Annotated in this window: 19 protein-coding genes; all 19 read left to right on the forward strand. The window is 61.4% G+C overall.

Annotated elements, in window-relative coordinates:
• Nucleotides 1-13: 13 nt before the first annotated feature.
• The 19 genes from ABZ404_RS02745 to ABZ404_RS02835 all read left to right on the forward strand — a co-directional run bounded on the left by ABZ404_RS02745 (nucleotide 14) and on the right by ABZ404_RS02835 (nucleotide 19741).
• The gene (locus tag ABZ404_RS02745; RefSeq protein WP_358829486.1) at nucleotides 14-1513 is read left to right on the forward strand and encodes a phage portal protein; all 1500 of its coding nucleotides are present in this window, start codon (nucleotides 14-16) and stop codon (nucleotides 1511-1513) included.
• Nucleotides 1514-1580: 67 nt separating this feature from the next.
• Nucleotides 1581-2144, forward strand: a complete 564-nt coding sequence (locus ABZ404_RS02750) for a hypothetical protein (RefSeq protein ID WP_358829485.1) — start codon at nucleotides 1581-1583, stop codon at nucleotides 2142-2144.
• Nucleotides 2145-2219: 75 nt separating this feature from the next.
• A complete protein-coding gene (locus tag ABZ404_RS02755; protein ID WP_358829484.1) occupies nucleotides 2220-3332 on the forward strand; it encodes a hypothetical protein in 1113 nt (370 codons plus the stop codon).
• Nucleotides 3333-3372: 40 nt separating this feature from the next.
• Complete coding sequence (locus tag ABZ404_RS02760) at nucleotides 3373-3756, forward strand: hypothetical protein (RefSeq protein WP_358829483.1); 384 nt, start codon at nucleotides 3373-3375, stop codon at nucleotides 3754-3756.
• Nucleotides 3734-4066, forward strand: coding sequence for a hypothetical protein (locus ABZ404_RS02765; protein WP_358829482.1), 333 nt, complete (start codon nucleotides 3734-3736; stop codon nucleotides 4064-4066). The genes ABZ404_RS02760 and ABZ404_RS02765 overlap by 23 nt, the downstream gene beginning before the upstream one ends.
• Nucleotides 4066-4395 carry a hypothetical protein gene (locus ABZ404_RS02770; RefSeq protein WP_358829481.1) on the forward strand — a complete coding sequence of 110 codons (330 nt, stop codon included), beginning with the start codon at nucleotides 4066-4068 and terminating at the stop codon, nucleotides 4393-4395. The genes ABZ404_RS02765 and ABZ404_RS02770 overlap by 1 nt, the downstream gene beginning before the upstream one ends.
• Nucleotides 4392-4775 carry a hypothetical protein gene (locus tag ABZ404_RS02775; RefSeq protein ID WP_358829480.1) on the forward strand — a complete coding sequence of 128 codons (384 nt, stop codon included), beginning with the start codon at nucleotides 4392-4394 and terminating at the stop codon, nucleotides 4773-4775. Before ABZ404_RS02770 ends, ABZ404_RS02775 begins: the two co-directional genes overlap by 4 nt.
• A 111-nt stretch (nucleotides 4776-4886) precedes the next feature.
• A complete protein-coding gene (locus ABZ404_RS02780; RefSeq protein WP_358829479.1) occupies nucleotides 4887-5813 on the forward strand; it encodes a hypothetical protein in 927 nt (308 codons plus the stop codon).
• Nucleotides 5814-5888: 75 nt separating this feature from the next.
• Entirely contained in the window at nucleotides 5889-6173 is a 285-nt protein-coding gene (locus tag ABZ404_RS02785; protein ID WP_358829478.1) for a hypothetical protein, read from the forward strand.
• A gap of 173 nt (nucleotides 6174-6346) precedes the next feature.
• Entirely contained in the window at nucleotides 6347-6580 is a 234-nt protein-coding gene (locus ABZ404_RS02790; protein WP_358829477.1) for a hypothetical protein, read from the forward strand.
• 8 nt (nucleotides 6581-6588) lie between these two features.
• On the forward strand, nucleotides 6589-12375 hold the full coding sequence (locus ABZ404_RS02795) for a transglycosylase SLT domain-containing protein (protein ID WP_358831778.1): 5787 nt from the start codon (nucleotides 6589-6591) through the stop codon (nucleotides 12373-12375).
• Between the two features lie 69 nt (nucleotides 12376-12444).
• A complete protein-coding gene (locus tag ABZ404_RS02800) occupies nucleotides 12445-13443 on the forward strand; it encodes a phage tail family protein (protein WP_358831779.1) in 999 nt (332 codons plus the stop codon).
• Nucleotides 13444-13499: 56 nt separating this feature from the next.
• Complete coding sequence (locus ABZ404_RS02805) at nucleotides 13500-14954, forward strand: hypothetical protein (protein WP_358829474.1); 1455 nt, start codon at nucleotides 13500-13502, stop codon at nucleotides 14952-14954.
• Nucleotides 14954-16048 (forward strand): hypothetical protein, encoded by a 1095-nt coding sequence (locus tag ABZ404_RS02810; protein WP_358829473.1) that lies wholly within the window; start codon nucleotides 14954-14956, stop codon nucleotides 16046-16048. The genes ABZ404_RS02805 and ABZ404_RS02810 overlap by 1 nt, the downstream gene beginning before the upstream one ends.
• Before the next feature lie 12 nt (nucleotides 16049-16060).
• Nucleotides 16061-16870 (forward strand): hypothetical protein, encoded by an 810-nt coding sequence (locus ABZ404_RS02815; RefSeq protein WP_358829472.1) that lies wholly within the window; start codon nucleotides 16061-16063, stop codon nucleotides 16868-16870.
• Nucleotides 16871-16988: 118 nt separating this feature from the next.
• Complete coding sequence (locus ABZ404_RS02820) at nucleotides 16989-17708, forward strand: hypothetical protein (protein ID WP_358829471.1); 720 nt, start codon at nucleotides 16989-16991, stop codon at nucleotides 17706-17708.
• 7 nt (nucleotides 17709-17715) lie between these two features.
• Nucleotides 17716-18894 carry a hypothetical protein gene (locus tag ABZ404_RS02825; RefSeq protein ID WP_358831780.1) on the forward strand — a complete coding sequence of 393 codons (1179 nt, stop codon included), beginning with the start codon at nucleotides 17716-17718 and terminating at the stop codon, nucleotides 18892-18894.
• Nucleotides 18895-19018: 124 nt separating this feature from the next.
• Nucleotides 19019-19453 (forward strand): hypothetical protein, encoded by a 435-nt coding sequence (locus ABZ404_RS02830; RefSeq protein WP_358829469.1) that lies wholly within the window; start codon nucleotides 19019-19021, stop codon nucleotides 19451-19453.
• Nucleotides 19454-19462: 9 nt separating this feature from the next.
• Entirely contained in the window at nucleotides 19463-19741 is a 279-nt protein-coding gene (locus tag ABZ404_RS02835; protein ID WP_358829468.1) for a hypothetical protein, read from the forward strand.
• The last annotated feature ends 25 nt before the right edge of the window (nucleotides 19742-19766 follow it).

Consider the following 19766-nt stretch of genomic DNA (forward strand, 5'->3'; position numbering starts at 1 on the left):
GAAAGGGGCTTTGATGGTTGCTGCTCTGGATAAGGCGATAGGCCAGGAAGGCGTCATGTCGCCTCCGTCCACTCCGCAGATGTGGATGGACTATCTGTCTTCGAAGCTCGCTTCCCGGTCTGGTCGATACAAGCGCTTCGGTGAGTACTACGACGGCAAGCACCAGAAGATGCTGTTCTCCCAGTCGAAATATCGAACAGAGTTTGCCCACGTCTTCGATCGATGGAACGACAACTTCTGCGGGTTGATCATCGACTCGGTGAACGAGCGCATGTTCATCGACGGATTCCGTCTCTCGAAGGAACCAACCGAAGACGAGCTTGCTCGTGAGATCTGGCAGCGGAACCGGATGGATTCGGAATCCAACTCGGCTCACTTGGATGCGATGATCCAGGGTGCGGCGTACGCCGTCGTATGGGGCTCCGAGGACGGGAAGGCCGTCATCTCCGTGGAGTCTGCCGAACATGTGGTGGTGCAGTACAAGCCCGGATCTCGTCATGAGATCGAGGCCGCGGCGAAGTTCTACGTGGATGACTGGGGACGGCAGTTCTGTACGTTGTGGATGGCCGACGCCGTCTACGTCGGAAACTGGAAGATCGGCGGCTACACGATCGACGGGCCGGCCCAGCGGAATCCGTTGGGCGTGGTGCCTGTCGTACCGATCCAGAATCGGACTCGGCTCGTCGGTGACCCGATGTCCGACCTCGCCACTGTGATCCCCATCCAGGACGCGATCAATAAGACGGTCGCGGATTCTCTCGTGGCAAGTGAGTATGCGGCGTGGCCGCAAAGGTATGTCACAGGTTTGGAGATTCAGGAGGATGAGAACGGCAATCCGATTGAGCCGTTCAAGGTCGCTGTAGACAAGCTCCTCCAGGCCGAAGACCCGGCTGCAACGTTCGGCCAGTTCGAGGCCGCGAATCTCTCGAATTATGTCGATCTTGTGGACATGCTGACCATGCACATGGCCAGTATCGCGAGGGTCCCCTTCCATTACATGCTCAAGGGCGGTCAGCCTCCGAGTGGCGACGCGATCACTTCGGCGGAGGCCGGATTGGTTTCTAAGACACGGGAACGAATGCTCCACTTTGGAGAATCTTGGGAGCGGGTCATTCGGCTCGCTATCGCTGTCGAAAATGGCGGTCAGCTCCAGGAGGAGTACGAGGCCGCAGAGGTCATCTGGCGCGATCCGGAGAATCGTACGGAAGCGCAACACATTGATGCCCTGTTGAAGCTCCAGCAGCTCAACGTTCCGAAGCAGCAGCTCTGGCAGGACGCCGGGTACACACCTTCGCAGATCGCTCGCTTCGATCAGCTCCTTGAAGAGGAGGCTCGCACCGAAATGGAGCGCGCCGACAAGTATCAGACCGAGGCCCAGAAGCAGGAGCTTGCCCTCGCTCAGCAGGGCGCCGACGACCAGTCGGCCATGACCGCAGCGAAGGCCAAGAAGGATGCGGTGAAGCCTCCGCCGGGCAACTCGGGCAATGCCAATCGGCAGCGGTTCGAGAAGTAGCAGAAACGTTTTCCCCATGGTTCCCGAAACGGGAACCCTCTCATGCGATCCGAAATGGATGATTCACATGGACGAGAACCAGAGCACCCCCGCCGAAGGCAACCAGTCGGGCACCGAGGGTGTCACGCCAGACGTGACCGCCCTTCAGGCAGAGATCGACAAGTGGAAGTCGCTTTCTCGCAAGAACGAGGAGCGCTTCAAGTCGGCCTCACAGGAGCTTGAAGGCTTTCGGCAGGGGCAGATGACCGACACCGAGAAGGCTATCGAGGCCGCCAAGGTGGAGGCGCGGAATGCGGCCCTCTCCGAGGTCGGAACTCGGCTAGTTGATGCCGAGCTTCGTGCCGCTTCCTCTGCGGCCGGCGTGACTATTCCTGGTGCCGAGTACCTGAACCTGAACTCCTTCCTCGGTGAGGACGGCAACCCAGACTCTGCTCGTATCGAGGCTTTCGTCTCGTCCCTCCCTAAGCCGGGTTCTGAGCCGACGTATGCACAGAATCTCGGCCTCGGTCGTCAGGGGAGCCCGGCTGCCGGCCAGCTCACTCGTGAGGACCTTTCCCGCATGTCTCCGAGGGAGATCAACGAAGCCCGCAAGGCGGGCAAGTGTGACGCCCTTATGCGAGGCGAAATCTAAGTAGACTCCCTTTTTTTGGCCTCCAAGTTGGAGTGTGAGACAAGGGCGGATCTACGATCTCACTAAGGAAACTATATGGCTGGTAATGACTTCACCACGCAGGCCGCTTCGGGCCTTCTGACTGGCGGCCCTGCCGGGCAGGACCCGACCCTCAAGGGTAAGGGCGTCTTTGTCCCGGAGCTTTGGACTGCTCAGCTCCTCCAGGACCTTGAGGACAATCTCATTCTCGGTTCTGCGGAGATCACCAACCGGAACTACGAGGGCGAGTTCCGGCGCGAGGGCGACCGTATTCGCATTCCGCACTTCATCGACACGGTGGAGGATCGTGGTCTGATCAAGGCTTACGGCGAGATCGGCGACAAGGACCATGCGGCCCTTGAGTACATTCCGATGACCGTAGGGAAGGGGTCCTCGTTCCACATCGAGATCGACGCCCTTCACCAGCTCCAGACCAAGAGCGGCATCGACCTCATGTCGGAGCTGGTCCGGCAGCGAGGCCGCCAGGCGGCCGTGTCCATTGACCGGATGCTGGCCCAGACCCTGACCGCGGCCGTCGCCGGCAAGGACCTCAACGGCACCGAGACCATGCCCAGTGACGTGTCTACCCTGCCTGCACTGCACGGCAAGATCGACACGGTAGCCCCCACTGCTCTGGAGTCCGAGGTCATCGGCGTCTATGACTACGTGGTCGCGATGCTTGAGAACCTGGACCTCAAGAACGCCCCTGACTCGCGGTACCTCTTCATCTCTCCGCGCCTGCGGAGCCTGCTCCTGCGTGACCCTAAGTTCATCGACGCCAGTCACTTCGGCGGCGGTGCGGTCATGCCGTCCGGCGTTCTCGGCACCATCCTGGGCATCCCGGTCCGCGTCTCGAACACGCTGGGCGCCGCTCGGGCCGAGGCCGGCAAGCTGGTCAAGGGCCGTCGCCACGACGAGTTCAAGGGCATCGACATGTTCATGGGTTCGACCTCCGCGACCTCGCTCGTGATCCCCTTCGCGCAGATGGAGGCGTACAAGCCCGAGAAGTCTTTCACCGACGCCATCAAGTCCCGCGTCATCTACGACGCCAAGGTCATCCGCCCCGAGCAGCTGCTTGTCGCGACCGGCGTCGAGAAGGCGATCCAGGATCACAACACGATCGCGATGGAGAAGAACCGCACCGTCGCGGTTCAGACCGCATCGAAGTAACAAGCCTCCTTTTTTTGTGCCCGAAGTTGGAGTGTGAGAAATGAGCATTGCGACATCGGACATCGAAGTTCGCCTCGGGCGCAAGATCGAGGATGTCGAAAGACCGAGAGTGGAGGCGTTCATCGAGGACGCCTCCGCCCTCGTGGCCGACTACTGCGGCTCCGGGTTCCGAGAGACGCCCGGCATCAAGGCCGTCATCTGTGCCGAGGTCATTCGGTGGCTCGCGGTACAACCGGGGATCGTCTCCGAAAAGGTCGGAGACATCCAGGTGGAGTTCGGCTCTTCCGCTACGACTCAGTCCCTGTCGCCCGCCGCAAGGTCCTCACTCAAGCGATACCGAAGGAAGCTCGCTTCCGTTCCGCTGGTAGTGGATCAACCGACGTGGGACGAGGTGAGCATCCTTGATACAGACCCTCTTCGTTGATCTGGTGCAGGTGTGGCGAGCCGAGATCATCGAGTCCGCGTACACGAGGAAGCGTGACTGGACGAACAAGCGGCTCATGTTCGAAGGGTTGGCGAACGCGCAACCTGACAGGGCCTTCGAAGTCCGCTCCCCCGAGCGCGAGACGGCGCAGGAACGCATCCTGATCTACCTCCCCCACGGCACCGACGTGGACTCCGCGGACCGCGTCTTCTTCGACGGCATGTGGTTTGAGGTGGACGGTGATCCCATGGAGTGGAACCACGGTTCGCTCCGCCACGTCCGCATCCGAGCATGGAGGGTGGAGCACTGATGGCAGCACGAGTACGGCTCGACCTCAACGAGCAAGCCATGGAACGGGTCATGTCGTCCGCCGAGACGGCGAAGCTCTTGTCCCAGAAGGCGTCCAAGGTCGCTGCCGCAGCCCGCGACGACGCCCCGAAGAACAAGCGGGGGTCGTGGAACATGTACTCCCGTTCCCTATCGGTCACTGCCGGGGAGGTCGCCGGGATAGTTCATTCATTCGTGCAGGCGGACCGTCACGCACTCCTGGTTGAGTACGGCTGGCGGGACAAGGGGGGCACGCGGCACCCCGGTAACCACACGCTCAAGAACGCCCTGATGAAGGAGCGTGAGCAGTGAGGATCGATCCGGTAGCCGTCGTCTTTGACTTCCTCAAGGCCCAGAAAGAACTAACTGACTCGGTGACAGGTGACCTCGTCGGCCGTGAGCCGGGGCAGACCACGGTCTACATCGAGCACGCTGGAGGGCATCGGGTCGTCCGGGCCTGCATGGATCGGGCCGACATCACGTACCAGGTGTACGCCAGGGACCGCCAGGAGGCGGCCGAGCTGGCGTACGCGGTGCGTGAGTTTCTGCTTGAGGCCCTGCCCGGCCGGCAGGTCGGTGACGCCCTGCTCCTCGATGTGACCGAGGGGGTCAGCCCCCGTTACTTCCCCGACCCAACATCTCGTGAGCACACCTACCAGGGAGAAGCGACGCTTTTCCTGACTGAGGCGTGACACGACCCCTTCTCTTTTTTTTGCCCGCGACGTTGGAGTGTGAGACATCGCGGCTCTCCAGCCCCCCATCGCAGGGGGCTTTTTTCATGCCTAAATCCAGGAGGCCCCCCTATGGCTGATCCGACCAGCAACTCCGGTAACGCGCGGAAGATTCGCTTCGCCCCGCAGGGCGAGATTTACGTAGCTGACGCGGACAAGGTTTCCGCGCTTCCTCGTGACTGCACTCCGATGGCATCGAACTCTGAGTTCAAGGCCCTCGGTTACGTAGACGAGGGTGGCGTCACCATCACTCCGTCTATTGAGACGGACCCGGTGAATGTGTGGCAGAGCGCGGTTCCTGTGCTCTACAACGTGAAGTCGGCCTCGTTCCAGATCAAGGCCACGCTCATGGAGACCAATGAGCTGACCACTCAGCTCTTCTTCGGTGCCAAGTGGGTGCCGGCCACGGAGGAGGACGGCGTTACGCCGATCCCTGGAACGTGGCGTCTGGATCTCAAGTCCACCCCCGAACTCAGCGAGATTGCAATCGTCGTGGACTGGTCTCAGACCGTTGACAGTAAGCCGGTCCGGTACCGCTGCGTCATCGGTCGCGCCATGATTTCGGACCGTGGTGCAATCCAGCTCCAGCGCGCCGAGAATGGCAAGTTTGAACTCACAATCGATGCCCTTGATCACTCCGGTTCCCTTGGTTACGTCCTCACCGACGACAAGGTGAAGGACGACGCTCCGATCATTCGGACCGAGGTCACCCTTCAGCCGGCCGAGGTCGAGCAGGGCGGCCACTTCGATGTGGTTGGCGTCGGCTTCAAGGAAGGCGACACCGTCACTGTCACGGTCAGTCCGAATGGCGACAAGTTCACTTCCGTAGCCCGGCAGGCCGACGCACTTGGCAAGGTCCAGATCCCAGTCACGGTCGCCATTGATGCCCCGATCGACAGCACGTACGAGGTGAAGGCGAAGGCCGACAAGCGCGAGCCGATCACCGCGAAGGATGCCCTGTCCGTGAAGGCCAAGGCTCAGCCTTCCGTCTCGAAGTAAACCCATTCCCCGTGGCGGGGAGGGACAAATCCCCGCCCTCTCATCTACCCCACCCCAAAGTTTCTGGAGTCCCCCATGGCTGCTGCTAAGAACACCACCGCTAAGGCTGCTGAGGCGAAGGCCAAGGCCACCGAATTCGAGTTCAAGGGCGCGAAGTTCGTGATCCCGGCCCCGATGGATCTCTCTGACGACGTACTCGACGTGATCGAGGAGGGTGGCGGCGAGCGAGCGATTGCCCGCGCGATCGTCGGCCCGGAGCAGTGGGCAACGTACAAGGATCTCCGTTGCACGATCGGTGAGTTCAATAACTTCCTGGATCTGGTCAGCGAGGCTGCTGGCTTCGGTGAGTCGGGAAACTGATTCAAACCGTCCGCATCCTCCAGGACCGCAGCGACCCGCTTGAGGCAGACCTTCTGACTCACTTCGGGGTTGACCTACTGGACCTGTGGCGCGGGCGGATGTCCTTGAGGCGCCTCCACGTCCTCATTCAGGGACTGTTCAAAAAGCCTGGTGAATCTCTCCTCCTCATCGACATGGACGAGGCGACGTCTTGGACTGAGACCAATCACATCCTTGCCCGGATCAGCGATGGTCTGGAGCTTTCGAACTACCTCTTCATCAAGGCCAACTCCACGTCGGACGACGACCTTGATCCTCCGAAGCCACTTCCCCGGCCGGGTCACGTTGCTGAGGAGCCGAAACCCCAACTCGCCCTCGCCTCCGGCGAAGAGGTGGCTGATTTCTTCACCCACTTCGGCAATCTCTAGGAGGCTGTATGGCTACGCGAGGAAGGGCACCGGTCAAGGTCGGGTCGGGTTACATCGAAATCTTTCCGGAGCTGTCTAAGACAGCTCTGAACAAGATGAAGACCGACCTGACCCGTCACATGAAGGCAGCGGGCGAGGCCGCTGGCCGGTCGTTCACCAAGGGGCTCGCCGGCATCGCCTCAGCCACCTCCAAGGAGGCGAAGAAGGCCGGGAAGGCGACGGAGAAGGAAGCCGTCGATACCTCCAACAAGCTCCGCCAGATCGAACGCTCCCTCACCCGCTTCCACGGCGAGGAGGCTGGCAGGCAGTTCCGTACCTATCGGAACCTGGCCAAGCAGCGTGAGCAGCTTGAGGAGGGGACCTCCAGGGCGACGAGGAAGGCCATCAACGAGACGCTTCAAGCGAATCGTCAGGCCACCCAGGAGACCCTTCGGGAAGCACGCCAGCAGGAGCAGGAGAAGTCGCGTCTCCGACGGGAATCCATGGCGGAGAACCGTCGCCGCATCCAGGCCGAGAAGACCGAGGAACGCGCCCTGGCCGCAGAGGTCCTGCAAGTGAAGCGGGAGGTGGCTGCGGCTGCCCGCCAGTCTGCTGCTGAGCAGAAGGCCGCGGAACAGGAGCTGGTCGCTGCCAGGCGTCGGCACCTGGCCGAAGAGCGCGCCGCCCATCTGACTCGTCAGGGCTTCCTTCGAGACGAGCTGCGCGGGCTCCAACAGCAGCGCTCGGAGTTCGCCTCCGCCATCTCCGCCAACCGCCGTCAGATCGCCACGTGGGACCGGGATCACCGGACCGCAACGCGGTCGGCCGGTGAGCAATGGAAGTCCCTCGGACAGGCCACGGAGACCTACGGTCAGAACCTTGAACAGGTCGGTCGGAGTATCACTCAGAACCTCGTGATGCCGCTCGCTGCGGCTGCGGGAATCATGACCAAGATCGGCGCTACCTCTGCCGACATGCAGTTCTATTCCTCGGAAGGTCTGAACCGGGCCGGCTTCAATCAGAAGGAAGTCGCCAAGGGGATTCAGTCCATCCAGGACTTCGCCGTCAAGACGCCCTTCTCTCTTGAGGACATGACCGACAAGTTCTCGCAGGTTGCTCGCAACTTCGAAAGCTACGGAAACTCGACTTCCAAGTCTCTTAAGAAGTCTGAACTTCTGATCAAGGGCATCGCGGACTACGCCGCTTCCTTCGGTGTGACGAGCCCGGAGAAGGTCAAGGGCGGCATGATGGCCGCGGACATGATGATGGACCAGGGCAAGTTGTCCACCCGTTATCTTCGTCAGTTCGTTCGCGGCACCGGCATTCCGATGAATGAGATCGGAAAGATTGCCGGGTACAAGGGTGGCCCGGACTTCCTGAAGGAAGTGCAGGACCCCAAGGGCGGCGTGAACTCGCGAGATTTCTTTGACAAGTTCATCAAGGCATACCAGACAGCTCCGGGCGTCAAGGGCTCCGCAGAAGCCCTAGGAACCGGCTCCATCGGTGGACACTTCACGGCCGTCAAGGAGCAGGCTCAGTTGAATCTGGGCAAGCTCTTCGGCAAGTTCAACGAGGACACCGGGAAGTTCGAGTGGACCGAGCTGGGTCAGAACACTCACAAGCTCGCGGATCGTCTGGGAGACCTGGTCGAGGACCCTGACTTCCAGAAGCTTTCTGGCAGCCTTTCGGGCAACCTCGTCCGAGCCATCAACCTGTTGATCACTGGCTTCGAGAAGATACAGGGGTTCCTCAACGACCATCCGGCCATCAAGGATCTTGTGGCCAAGGTCGTGAAGCTCGCCGTGGTTCTGGGCCCGTTGGCCATTGCGGCCGGTCTGATGACGAAGACCTTCGGCAAGATCGTCAAGTCCTTCACGCCTCTGGTGAAGATCGGTGGCGGTATCGCTAAGGGGGCCCGCGGCGCTTTCCGGACGACCAACCAGTTCCTGTCCGGCGTTCAGGCCGGCCGGGGCAACTTCCGTGAGACCTACCGGCAACGCCGCGCCGAGTACCACGACGGCGACGACCGTTCAGTCGCTCGACGGGGCCTGGACCGCGTGCGCGGTCAGGACAGCCGCTCGACGCAGCTCAACGTACAAACCAGCGAGGCCGAGGCCGCGCTTCGGCAGGTGGATCAAAAGATCCAGGAAATTCAGAACCGCATCCGCAACCTGAACCGGGAGCGGTTGACGCAGATCGCGTCCGAGCTGGGTGGCGAAGGTGGTGTTCGTGGCCGGGCCAACAGTGCTGACCGCGAGATCGACCAGACCCGCCTTTCCGTGGGTGAGCTGAACCAGGCACAGGTTGGGGAGCTTGGCCAGCGGCTGACCGCCCTCAAGGAGAAGGCGGGCTCGGCCGAGGCCGGAATCAAGCAGGTCCACCAGGCCGTGAATGCCCTCAACGACGGCAAGCTCGGGATGGTCCGTCAGCAGGTCCAGTACCTCACGGACAAGGCAGACACGGCCAAGCGTCGCGTCGCTCAGGTGTCGTCGGAGGTCGCAGATCTCAACGGCAGGAGCCTTGCTTCGATCCGGGAGAAGTTCTCCGGCTCTCTGACCCCCGCGATCAAGGGGTCCTACTCGCAGGCCAAGGACCTCAACGACAAGATCAAGGATGTTAACGGACGGGGACTCGGCTCGGTGACGGGCAAGGTCCGCACACTGGCCGATGCCTTGGAGAAGGCCGAAGGCAAAGCCGGCGGTCTGGAAGGCAAACTCATCGCGGTCAACGGTTTGACCGGCTTTGGTGGGGGTGGCGACGGCAAGGGGAAGAGCAAGGGCGGCAAGAAGCACGCCCTCGGTGGCGTCATCCCTGGCTACGCGCCAGGAGTGGACAGCTACCACGCCATCCTGTCCCCCGGCGAAGCGGTCCTACGACCCGAGGTTGCCAACGCTCTCGGCTCCGACACCATCAACTCCTGGAACTCGGCTGCGGCCCGAGGTCATATCACCCGCCATGCCAAGGGCAAGGCGGGCAAGGGGTCGTCCAAGTCAGGTACGTGGCCTCTCTCCGTCCTGGAGGAGCTGTACGACATCGTGAACATCGGCCCCGGGATTGGGGCGTTCACGGGTGGCATCGGTATGGCAGGCGCAGGCCAGGCCATCGGGGGGCCGACGGGTTCTAACGTCCGCCACTGGGGCGCTCAGGCGGGTGGCGATGGCGCCGGCCGCCTTGTGAACGATCGCTTCGGCAAGATGAAGGACTTCGTCCTTGAGCGGGTTCCTTCCTTCCTGACGAAGGCTCCCACAGGAATCGGAAATCTCATCGGAATAGCCGCGGGCGGAATCGCACCGACCGCCGGTCAACTTTTCTGGGATGACGTCTGGAAGGGTGACGGAAACATCCTTCAGCGCGGCGGTCAGTTTACGACCGACCTAGTGAAGTCGATACCCAAGATCCTGAAGGATCTCGTATCGAATCTCTGGGATTCTGGTGCCGAAATCCTCGGTGCCCTGAAGGACGCGATCTCCGATCCAGCCGGGTTTCTCGATGGCGCCCTGTCGTCGGTGAAGGAAATGTTCCAGGGCATGGTCGATCAGGTCCGCGAGATGGTTCGCCTACTTGACACGATCTGGTCAAATCCCTCCGAATATGCCGAAGAGGTCTTCGACCAATTCATCGTCCGCGTACGGGACTTGATGCCCAACACCAAGGGCCTCTTCGCCTTCGCGGACGGTGGGGTTGTCCCTGGCTACTCGCCGGGCAACGATCGCGTTCACGCGATGCTGTCCCCTGGCGAGGCAGTTCTCCGTCCCGAGGCAGCTCGGTTCCTCGGGCACTCGACGATCCGACAGCTCAACTCTGGCGCAAAGAAGGGCTCTCTTTCTGCGGACTCAAAGTTGGAGTGTGACACTCCAGTGCCGGATGCAGAAGCGTTCGAGGAGGCGGCATCCAAGATCCGGGCCGCGCTCGACTCTCTGACCAAGGCCGTGCAGGCTCACCGCGCGTCGGCTACAGCTGACTGGGACCAGGTCACGGCCAATGTCCGTTCGGCCGTGGACAGCGGCATCAAGCCTGCGCAGCAGCGCTGGATTCAGCACATGCAGGGGCCGCTCTCACAGACCGAGCGAGGCTTCCAGAGCACCAACCGAACCGTCTGGACGGATGTTCAGTCCCAGGTCGGCACGTCGGTCTCTCATGCGTCCAGTTCCTTCGCGCGCCTGCGGTCGAACCTGGACGACACGCGCGCGTTCTTCGAGTCGGCCTCGGGCCGAATCCGGGACGTGTGGCGCTCTGCCATGTCCTACGTGGACTCATCCACCAGGAGCACGGTGAGCGGTCCGTACAACCGGGGTGCGGTCTCAATGATGTCGGGAATGGCGAAGCTCGCCGGCACGGGGGCGCCTTTGGCCCCAGTGCACTTCGCCACCGGTGGTGTCGTGCCGGGTTACCAGCCCGGCGTCGATACGGTCCCCGCGATGCTCTCCAAGGGCGAAGGCATTCTTCGTCCGGAGGTCGTTCGCGCCCTCGGCGCAGAAACGATCGTTCGCTGGAACGACCAGGCCCGCAAGGGTGGCCACGTCTACGCCAACGGCGGAGTCGTCGGCCAGCGAAACTGGTCTGGCCAGACCGGCGGGGACTGGGTCACCAAGCACAAGGACGACGACTACGAGGGGTACACCGCCGCCTTCAAGGCGGGTTGGAAGGCCGTCGTCAAGCCGATGCTCGACACTGTTTCCCGCTCCTTCGGTGTCTCGGGTGACCTCGACCAGCGGGGCTTCGAGAAGGCCCAGCCGTGGGCCGAGAAGTGGACGAGGTGGGTTGATGACCACACCTCTGGCGGCGGCCAGGTCGTCAAGGTCGCTCTGGACGAGTTCCGCGGCGAGGCCCCGATGGTGGGCGGCGCCAAGTACAACCTCGGCAACGGGGAGAGCTGGTGCGCTGATTTCGTCTCGTACGTCGTAGACAAGGCCGGGGCCAACGCGTCCTACGGGAACTCCCCGAAGGGGGCACCGCAGAACCGCTGGCCGGCCGTCGCGACTTGGAACGCGGCCATGCGTCACGTTCCGGTCAGCGAGTCGCAGCCCGGTGACCTGCTGACGTACCGAGGCAACGGTCACATCAACATCAAGACTGGTGCCGACGACACGGTAGGCGGCAACGAGTCCAACTCGCTGAAGCACAGCCGCGGTTACTGGCGAAATGCTACGGCGGCCCTCCGCCCGACTGGTGGCAATAGCGCGACTGACGGTCCCATCCTGAAGGCTTGGCCGGGCAGCATCCCGAAGTTCTCGGGAACGCTCGGTGGCGGAGTCGATAGCGATATCGCTCAAGCCATCGCGAAGGCCATGAGTCTCACGGGAGTGAGTGGTTCCAAGTGGGCCGACGGCATCGCGACGATCATTCGCCGCGAGTCCGGGGGCAACGCGCGAGCCGTGAACAACTGGGACTCGAATGCGAAGGCCGGCAACGCTTCTCGCGGGTTGATGCAGGTGATTCCTTCGACGTTCAAGGCGTATCACCAGTCGGGTACGTCGTGGGACATCTTTGACCCGGTCGCGAACATCGCTGCCGCGATCAACTACATCAAGTCCCGCTACAAGGACATCTCGAATGTCCAGCAGGCAGACCCCAGCAAGCCTGCGAAGGGGTATTGGACAGGGACCAACTATGCGTCTCCTGGGCTTGCCCTCGTGGGCGAGAAGGGGCCTGAGTTGATCAATTTCCGTGGCGGTGAGCGGGTCTACAACAACGGGGAAACCCGAGACCTTCTCGGTTCCCGTTACGAGATTCACATCCATGAGGCCAAAAGCGAAGACACCGCTCAGGCGGTGATTCGCGGCCTGAAGTACGTGGAGACCATGTACGGCATGTAAGCGGTAGCAGCGGAGGCCCCGGCCGGTTGGTCGGGGCCTTTCTGCTGCCTGAAACAGACGAGGTGTTCTATGCCTATTCCGGGATATAGGTTGCCCAGTTGGGAAGACAACGCCCCCATCGTCGGGATTCCACCTACCCCGGACCATTGGGGGCATACGCGGGTCACGATCACGGGAGGCAACGGCCGCGGGGAGGAGATTCCCCTGACCGACTTCTCGGGCCGGGCCTGGCCCGCCATCTTCCTCCAGGACGGCGCCTCGGGCCTCGACATGCCCCCGATGGAAGTCTTCTCGGACACCAGCCCCAACCTAGACGGCGGCTGGTTCCGCTCGACCAGCGCGAGCGAGCGCCCCATCATGCTCCCGCTGTACCTGTACGGCGTTGACCGCCGCACTCTCCTCAAGCTGAAGCGGAAGCTATCCCGCGCCCTCAACCCGAAGAACGGCTTTTGCCTGCTCCGGTTCACGGAGGGGGACGGCACGTCCCGGTACATCACCGCCTACTACAAGGGCGGGATGGAGGGGAACGAGGGCGTTGACAGCGCAGGATTCACCTGGTGCCGGTACGGCATTCAACTCATAGCCTTCGACCCTTGGTTCTACGGAGACCGAGACGTGATGGCCGAGTGGAAGACCGGCGTCGGCAAGGTTTTCCTCAAGGGGGCCGGCAGTCCCTTCCTCCCTCTCGATGTCAGCAAGGGAACCATCTCCTCGCGAGGGGTTCCCGTCTTCAATCCGGGCGACATTGAGGCTTGGCCGATCTGGGAGATCGAGGGGCCAGTGCGGTCTTTCACGATCTCCAACCAGGCCAAGCAGAAGTTTGGCATTACTCCGGAGAACCCTTCCGCGGACCTCATCGCATCCGGCGAGACCCTGACGGTTGACACACGCCCCGGATACAAGACGATTCGCAAGAACAATGGCGAGAACTTCTGGCCCAAACTCGACGTGAACCCGTCTCTCTTTCATATCCCTGCTGGTGAGTCCAAGGTCAACGTTCAGATGAATCCGGGGGCTTCTTCTGCGGTCCTTCGCTTGAAGTTGTCCCCGCGATACGAGACCTACTAGGAGTCGCCATGGGTTACAGAGTTTTCGTTCGGGACCGTCCCGGACAGGATGGGTCCATGCCGATCCTGGGCGAGATCGATACTTGGATCAAGCTCGACTTCACGATGCGATTCAATGCGCCAGGAGCCTGGCAGATGCTCGTGAAGGTGGGCACCCCACACGAGGGCCTTCTGACGGAAGGTCGAGGAATCGTCATCTATCAGGATGGCGTCCCTTCCCCTATCTTCAGTGGCCCCATAGATGCTTTCGAGAAGTACTGGACGGTCGAGCAGCACACAGGCGAGGGTTCGGTCTACGTGGGCGGGAAGTGTGACAACCAAATCCCGTTCAACTTCCTCGCCTTCCCCAGCGTGACCGGCGAGGGCACGGACGCCATGACACTCAGGCCCATCTCGGGCCAGTGGGAGGGTATCGACCGCAGGCCGGCTGCTGGGCCGGTCGGCCAGGCCGTCTGGGTCGAGTTCGACCTGGCCTTCGGCGCACGCGCCCTCCCTGATCGAAAGATGCCAGGCGTCGTGGTGGGTGCCAACCCGAAGATCGGTCCGGACATCAAGGACACCCTTCGCTACGACAACTTGGGCACCAAGATCACGGAATGGCTCAAGGATCAGATGTACGGCTACCGGTTCCTCTACAACCCTTCGTCTCAGAAGGTCGAGCTGAAGGTCTACGCCTGCAAGGACCTCGGCAGGCTCGTCCGCTTCGCGCCCGAGCTGGGCAACATCAAGCAGTACACGTGGCAGCTCAAGGCGCCGACCGTGACACGAGCCATCGTGGCCTGTCAGGGCGAGGGCAAGGACCGCTACATCTACCAGGCCACCGACGAGGCCGGCGAGAAGCAGTGGGGCGTGGTGGTCGAGCAGTTCATCGACCGCCGTGACATCCCTCTGAAGACCGTTGAGGGCAGGCCCGAGCTGGTCACCAAGACGGACTCCTCCACGGGGTTCGAGGACATCGGCCTCGACCCGGAGGGCAAGGAGTGGACTGCCGAACTCGCTGCGAGAAAGGCCACCCTCTCCGCGGCCGAGGCCCAGGTCTCCGCAGCAGAGAAGGCCGTGGCCGACGCCAAGACGGACGCCGATAAGAAGGCCGCGGAAGCTCGACTCGCGAGCGTGAAGGCGGCGCTTGTCTCGGCCCAGTTCGCGGTGAAGCTAGCGATCGTGGCGGCCAAGCCGGTGGTCATCGAGCACTACCTGAAGGCCGTCCAAGACGCGGCGAAGGCGGCGCTCAAGGAGGGCGAGCGGACGGGCCACTTTCAGGTGTATCCGATCGACACTCCCCAGGTGCAGTTCGGGCGCGATTACTACGTAGGCGACATCGTGAGCGTGGAAGCTGATGGCCAGACAATCACGGATGCCGTGAAGGAAGTAACCATCACCGTGGACGACGGAGGTCGAGTCAACACGGTCACTCCGAAGGTTGGCGACCAGGGAACTGGTGAGCCATTGAACCTCTATAAGCAGGTCTTCGAAATGCGGGAGAAGCTGCGGAAGTTGGAAGCGAGGATGTAATGGCTGAGATCAGTTACCCGTTCGAGAAGGACACCGATATCTCCTCCAAGCCGGAAGACGGTGGTGGTCGTACGGCGGTCACCCAGAACGACTGGCAAAACATGGCGACCATGTGGTCCGGCGACCGAATCAATCATGTGATCACCAAGGGCAACATGGTCACGGAGACTATGCCGTTCTACGCCCGTGTGACCGACGTGAACACTGTCACCGTCGGCAAGGGTGAAGCCTACGTCGGAGGTTTTTACTACAAGTTGGACGCACCTACGAGTGTGCGGGTCGATACGAACCTCAACACCAGGTACGACCGCAAGGATCTCCTCGTGATCCGCGCTGACCTCGCCAAGGGATACGCCAAGCTGGCTGTCTCGCGTGGGGTCGAGACATCGAATCCGCAGATCCCGAAGCCTGCCAGGCAGCCGGGCGGCATGTGGGAACTTCCGCTGTACGTCATTACGGTCCCGAAGAACAGCGGCCGGCCTGTCCCGGATGCGGTCCACCCCTACGCAACCCCGGACGACGTTGCCACGGTGGCCTCCGCTCAGTCGGTGGCCTACCACCAGCCCGAGGGCACCTTCATCCGCTGCCTGTCTCCTGGGGGCCAGTACGAGGCGTTCGCGGGTGCTGATGGCTTCACCATCACCCGAGACCTCGGGGCGACCAAGACCTACACGCCGCAGATCCTCTACACCCGCGTCACGAATCCTCCGGGGCTGGTTGCTCTAGGACGGTATCGCCGCATCGCCCCGAACCTGGTTTGGTTCTCGATCGACATCAACAACCCGACCAACAACGACTACTGGAACGACAAGAACGACAACTGCATGAGTTTCACTCTGCCAGAGGACGCCAAGCTGAACGGCAACACAGGGCAGGTATTCTCTGGCCTTCTGACGAATGGCGGGTACGACGCCGGCCTTCCGAACTTCGTGGATCTCCGCGGATACGCCTGGGGCGGCCACAAGGGTGATTACGTGCGGATGCTGCACCAGAACCCGAAGTACCTTCACGAGGGCCTTGATTACATGCGCGTGTTCCCTCGCAAATCCTACATCCTCTTCTCTGGCGTCTACGAGACGCAGGGGCTCAAGTAATCGGGAGGCACGATGGCACGCAACTTTTTTGGTGGCACGGCTGCTGACGCTGCCGAGAATGAATCCGGTGGCCGACTCCCTAACCTCAAGGGCCGGGTGTACGCCTCGGAGGACTCGCCAGACGTGGTGAAGGATCTTCTCGACGCCTCCGGAAACCCGCTGAAGGATGGGCTCCTCACTGACGAGCGAGGCATGATCCCGGCCTTCCAGGGACCTGACGGGGTCGAGCAACTTTGGGTGGACTTCAACTCTGGCCGGGTGATGCTGACGCCGAATGATGTGGGCAAGCGCCTGGCGTCGCACCTCACCGACCTCGACCCTCACGGGTCGAAGGCGTACACCAATGACAGGCTGGCGGGCTACGTCGCTCTGACCGGCCCCAACGCCATTCCGCTCGAAACCGGACGCAGGTGGCTGGAGATCCAGGGCCACGAAATCACTCCGAGCGGTGACACTCTCGTACAGCGACAGGCAGGCGACGATAAGTACAACTTCGCCCTCCGCCAAAACGGCAGTGTCATTCACGTTTCTCACTCAGACAATAACGTTCCGCTGGAGATTCAGGCAGGCGACAAGCCTCACAAGTACGCCATGGTCATCAACGATGGAAAGAAGGGCGGGGCCGACTCCGCCTTCAAGGTGGACTTCGCCGGAAACATCGACAGCGACGGCCACGCAACAGTTGGTGGAGATATCACGGTCGGTGGCACTGTGACGGCATCAAACATTGGCACAGCGCGAGTCTTCTCCGGGACGGTTGATCCCGCCACTCAGGGGGTTGTCCTCAAGCCCGGCGACATTTGGGTTCAGTATGGCAGCTAATTACAACAAGGTAGTTCTATGGAATGGCACGCGATGGACTGAGCTGCCGAAGAAGATGTGGGACGGGCAACAGTGGACCGCCAAGCCCCGATTCCGAGTCTGGGACGGTGCCGAGTGGATGACCAAGTATCCCGACCCGGTGATGTATCCGACCTATGCGACCGGCAATGGCGGAGCCTTGACCGCGGAGTACCGCACGTACAAACTCCCAGCCGATACCAGGCTCGGGGATTTCGTTGTGTCCATCTGCGCGGCCCGCAGCACCATGCCGGAGCTGCTTAACCCTGCTGGGAACCTCACGGCCACCAAGCAACTCGCATCGGGCTCCTGGGTGTCCTGCGTCATGTGGAGGTACGACGGGGAATCGGGTCTACGTAGTGGGGATTCGGTCAGGTGGAGAATTCCTGGTGGCGGCGATTCCACGGTAGCGAACTACGTGTACCGAAACGCCGACGCCTTGCATATTCCAATCACACCCTTTCACGAGATCCGCGAGTACAAGGACGCCTACGAGGTCCCTCTAAATTCTCCTGCGGGCAATACGTCACTGTTCGTCGTACTGACCGAGGCAAAGAATCTCACGAACATCAAGTTCCCCGACGGTGTGATCTCCCGCAAGAAGATCGACGGAGCGTTCGGAGAGCATCAGATCCTCTTCCATGCCGGCGATACTCCCGGATCAGGTTCCGAAGCCTTCGGCAAGGTTCTCTTTGATACGACCGTCCCCGCAGCCGCAGTTATCACGATCAAGATTCCTGGCGCAGATGACGGTAAGCCCGTCTGGATTCTAGGTGACCGCACTGCCTCTGTTCTCGGCACCACGACCTACCTTCAGTGAGGTGAATATGGCTAAGCCAACGCTGACGGAGTGGTCAGTACGCGAGATCCCGACACCTGCTCTCATGGAGGAGCGGGTGTCAGGGCCGCAGAAGTATTTCGCGAAGATGCCTTACTTGTCGTGCCGTGGGGTGACCGCCAACACCAACATGGGTGGGGCCCGTACAGGCCAGCGACTCACTCCGGGTTCGACCCTGGAGGTTCAGTTCGACGCCGACCGTGCCCGCCTCTCCGGGTTCTCCAGCTCGAACTTCAAGAGCTTCGTCATCCCCGAGGATGGCATCTACCACGTTCATTTCCAGGCAAGCGTCTGGGCCAAGAACGCCCGAGACATTGGCGACAACGTGAACGCCTACATCAATCTGACGGGAGCCGGAGCCGATGGCAATATTGCCGCTGTCACTCAGCAATACGTCCGCTCTGGCTGGTATCAGACAGTTCAGGTGAGCGTCACGGAGTTTTTCGTCAGCGGTCAGAGGATTCAACCGACCGTCTACCTCGACAGCGGGGCAACCGGGGATTGGTGCGTGGCTGACGGGGATGTGGACACAGGCTTCTATGCCTTCATGATCTCCCCCAACACGGGAGGCTGGCTCGAACGGTCTCCGGGGCCGGCGGCGGACCTGATCACGTGGGCGGACGACGAGTACGTCTCCGTACAGACCATGAACGAACAGACCGTGGGACAGCTCAAAGCGAAGTGGAATCCCCCTCGGATCACATGCCGCGGCACGACGTTCAACATGCAGGGCAACCCACCCGACAAGAACGCCATCTCGTGGCAGTACATGTATGCCAACGATCAGTTTGAGAAGATCACTATCGGCCCCGGGTGGGGCTCCAACACTGGATTCACAATTCCACACGACGGCGTCTACCTCGTGTCCGTAATCGGCAACGCCAGAATGATGACACCGCCAGTAGAGAACTCTCAGTTCGCGTTTCAGGTCGCGATTTACAAGAATTTCAACGACAAGCCATACGTCCTGTTGCAGAGCGGAAACACTCGAAAAGAGCACGAATCCGGACTACTCATCAGCGATGTCGTGCGCTTCGCCAAGGGCGACAAGGTAAACATCCGCTTCTTCGGATACACCTCCACCAGCAGGTGGGATTCGGGACGCTCCGACGGACGCTGGTGGACTATGGCGTTTACTCATCTTGGACGGGGCACCTATGGCACTTAGCTATCCACAGTGGGGGCCTCGCCAGAAGGTTTCCGCTGCCGAACTGAATACAGCTTCCGACAACTACAAGACTCTGGTGGACCCGCCCTACATGAGGGCTACGGGAATATCTTCCATCACCGACGTGACCAGTACGACGATCCTCAAGTGGGACGCCATGGACACGGCTGGTGGCTTCACCACCAAGGACATGAAGCAATTCGTAGCTCCGATCGACGGCATCTATTGGGTTGCCTGCACTGCCACCATGCACACCCCTTCCACCATGACCGGCTATAGCTCGGCCGGCCTGAGTCTGATCTCAGGATGGACGTACAACGGTATCGACGGTCAGACCGGCGACGTGAATTACATCAAGGGCATGGTGGGGTCGAAAATCAACAAGGGCTACCACAGCGCTTCGACCTCGGGCCTGATGTTCCTCAAGAAGGGTTACGGCATTTGGGCTTCCGTTCAGGGCGTAGGAGGAGCGTGGCGTAAGGCCGACACCGGCAACCCGGCCACGTCGCTCTCATACCTGTCCGCGGTACTCCTCTATCCGGACGCCGGGCAGTTGTAAGGACCGCCTATGAATAACACAACTCTGATACTCGACATCTTCGGACTCGTCGGCATTGCAGCCACCATCGTTGGTGGCTTTGTTGTTGTGCGGGCCGCGAAGGAGGCCAAGACAGCCGAGGTGTGGAAGGCAGAGGCCGAAGCCCAGAAGGCTCGCGCTGACCGCCTCCAGGAGGACTTGACCGAGATCAAGGACCGCCTTGGCCGCATCGAGGAGGAGAACAAGCGCTTGGTGCAACTGGTTTCCACCATCGACCCCGAGCGACTGATCATCTTCCGTCCCAACTGAATGAACAAACCAACCGCGAGCGGTT

The organism is Streptomyces sp. NPDC005878 (genome assembly GCF_040629815.1).
Classification (GTDB): Bacteria; Actinomycetota; Actinomycetes; order Streptomycetales; family Streptomycetaceae; genus Streptomyces.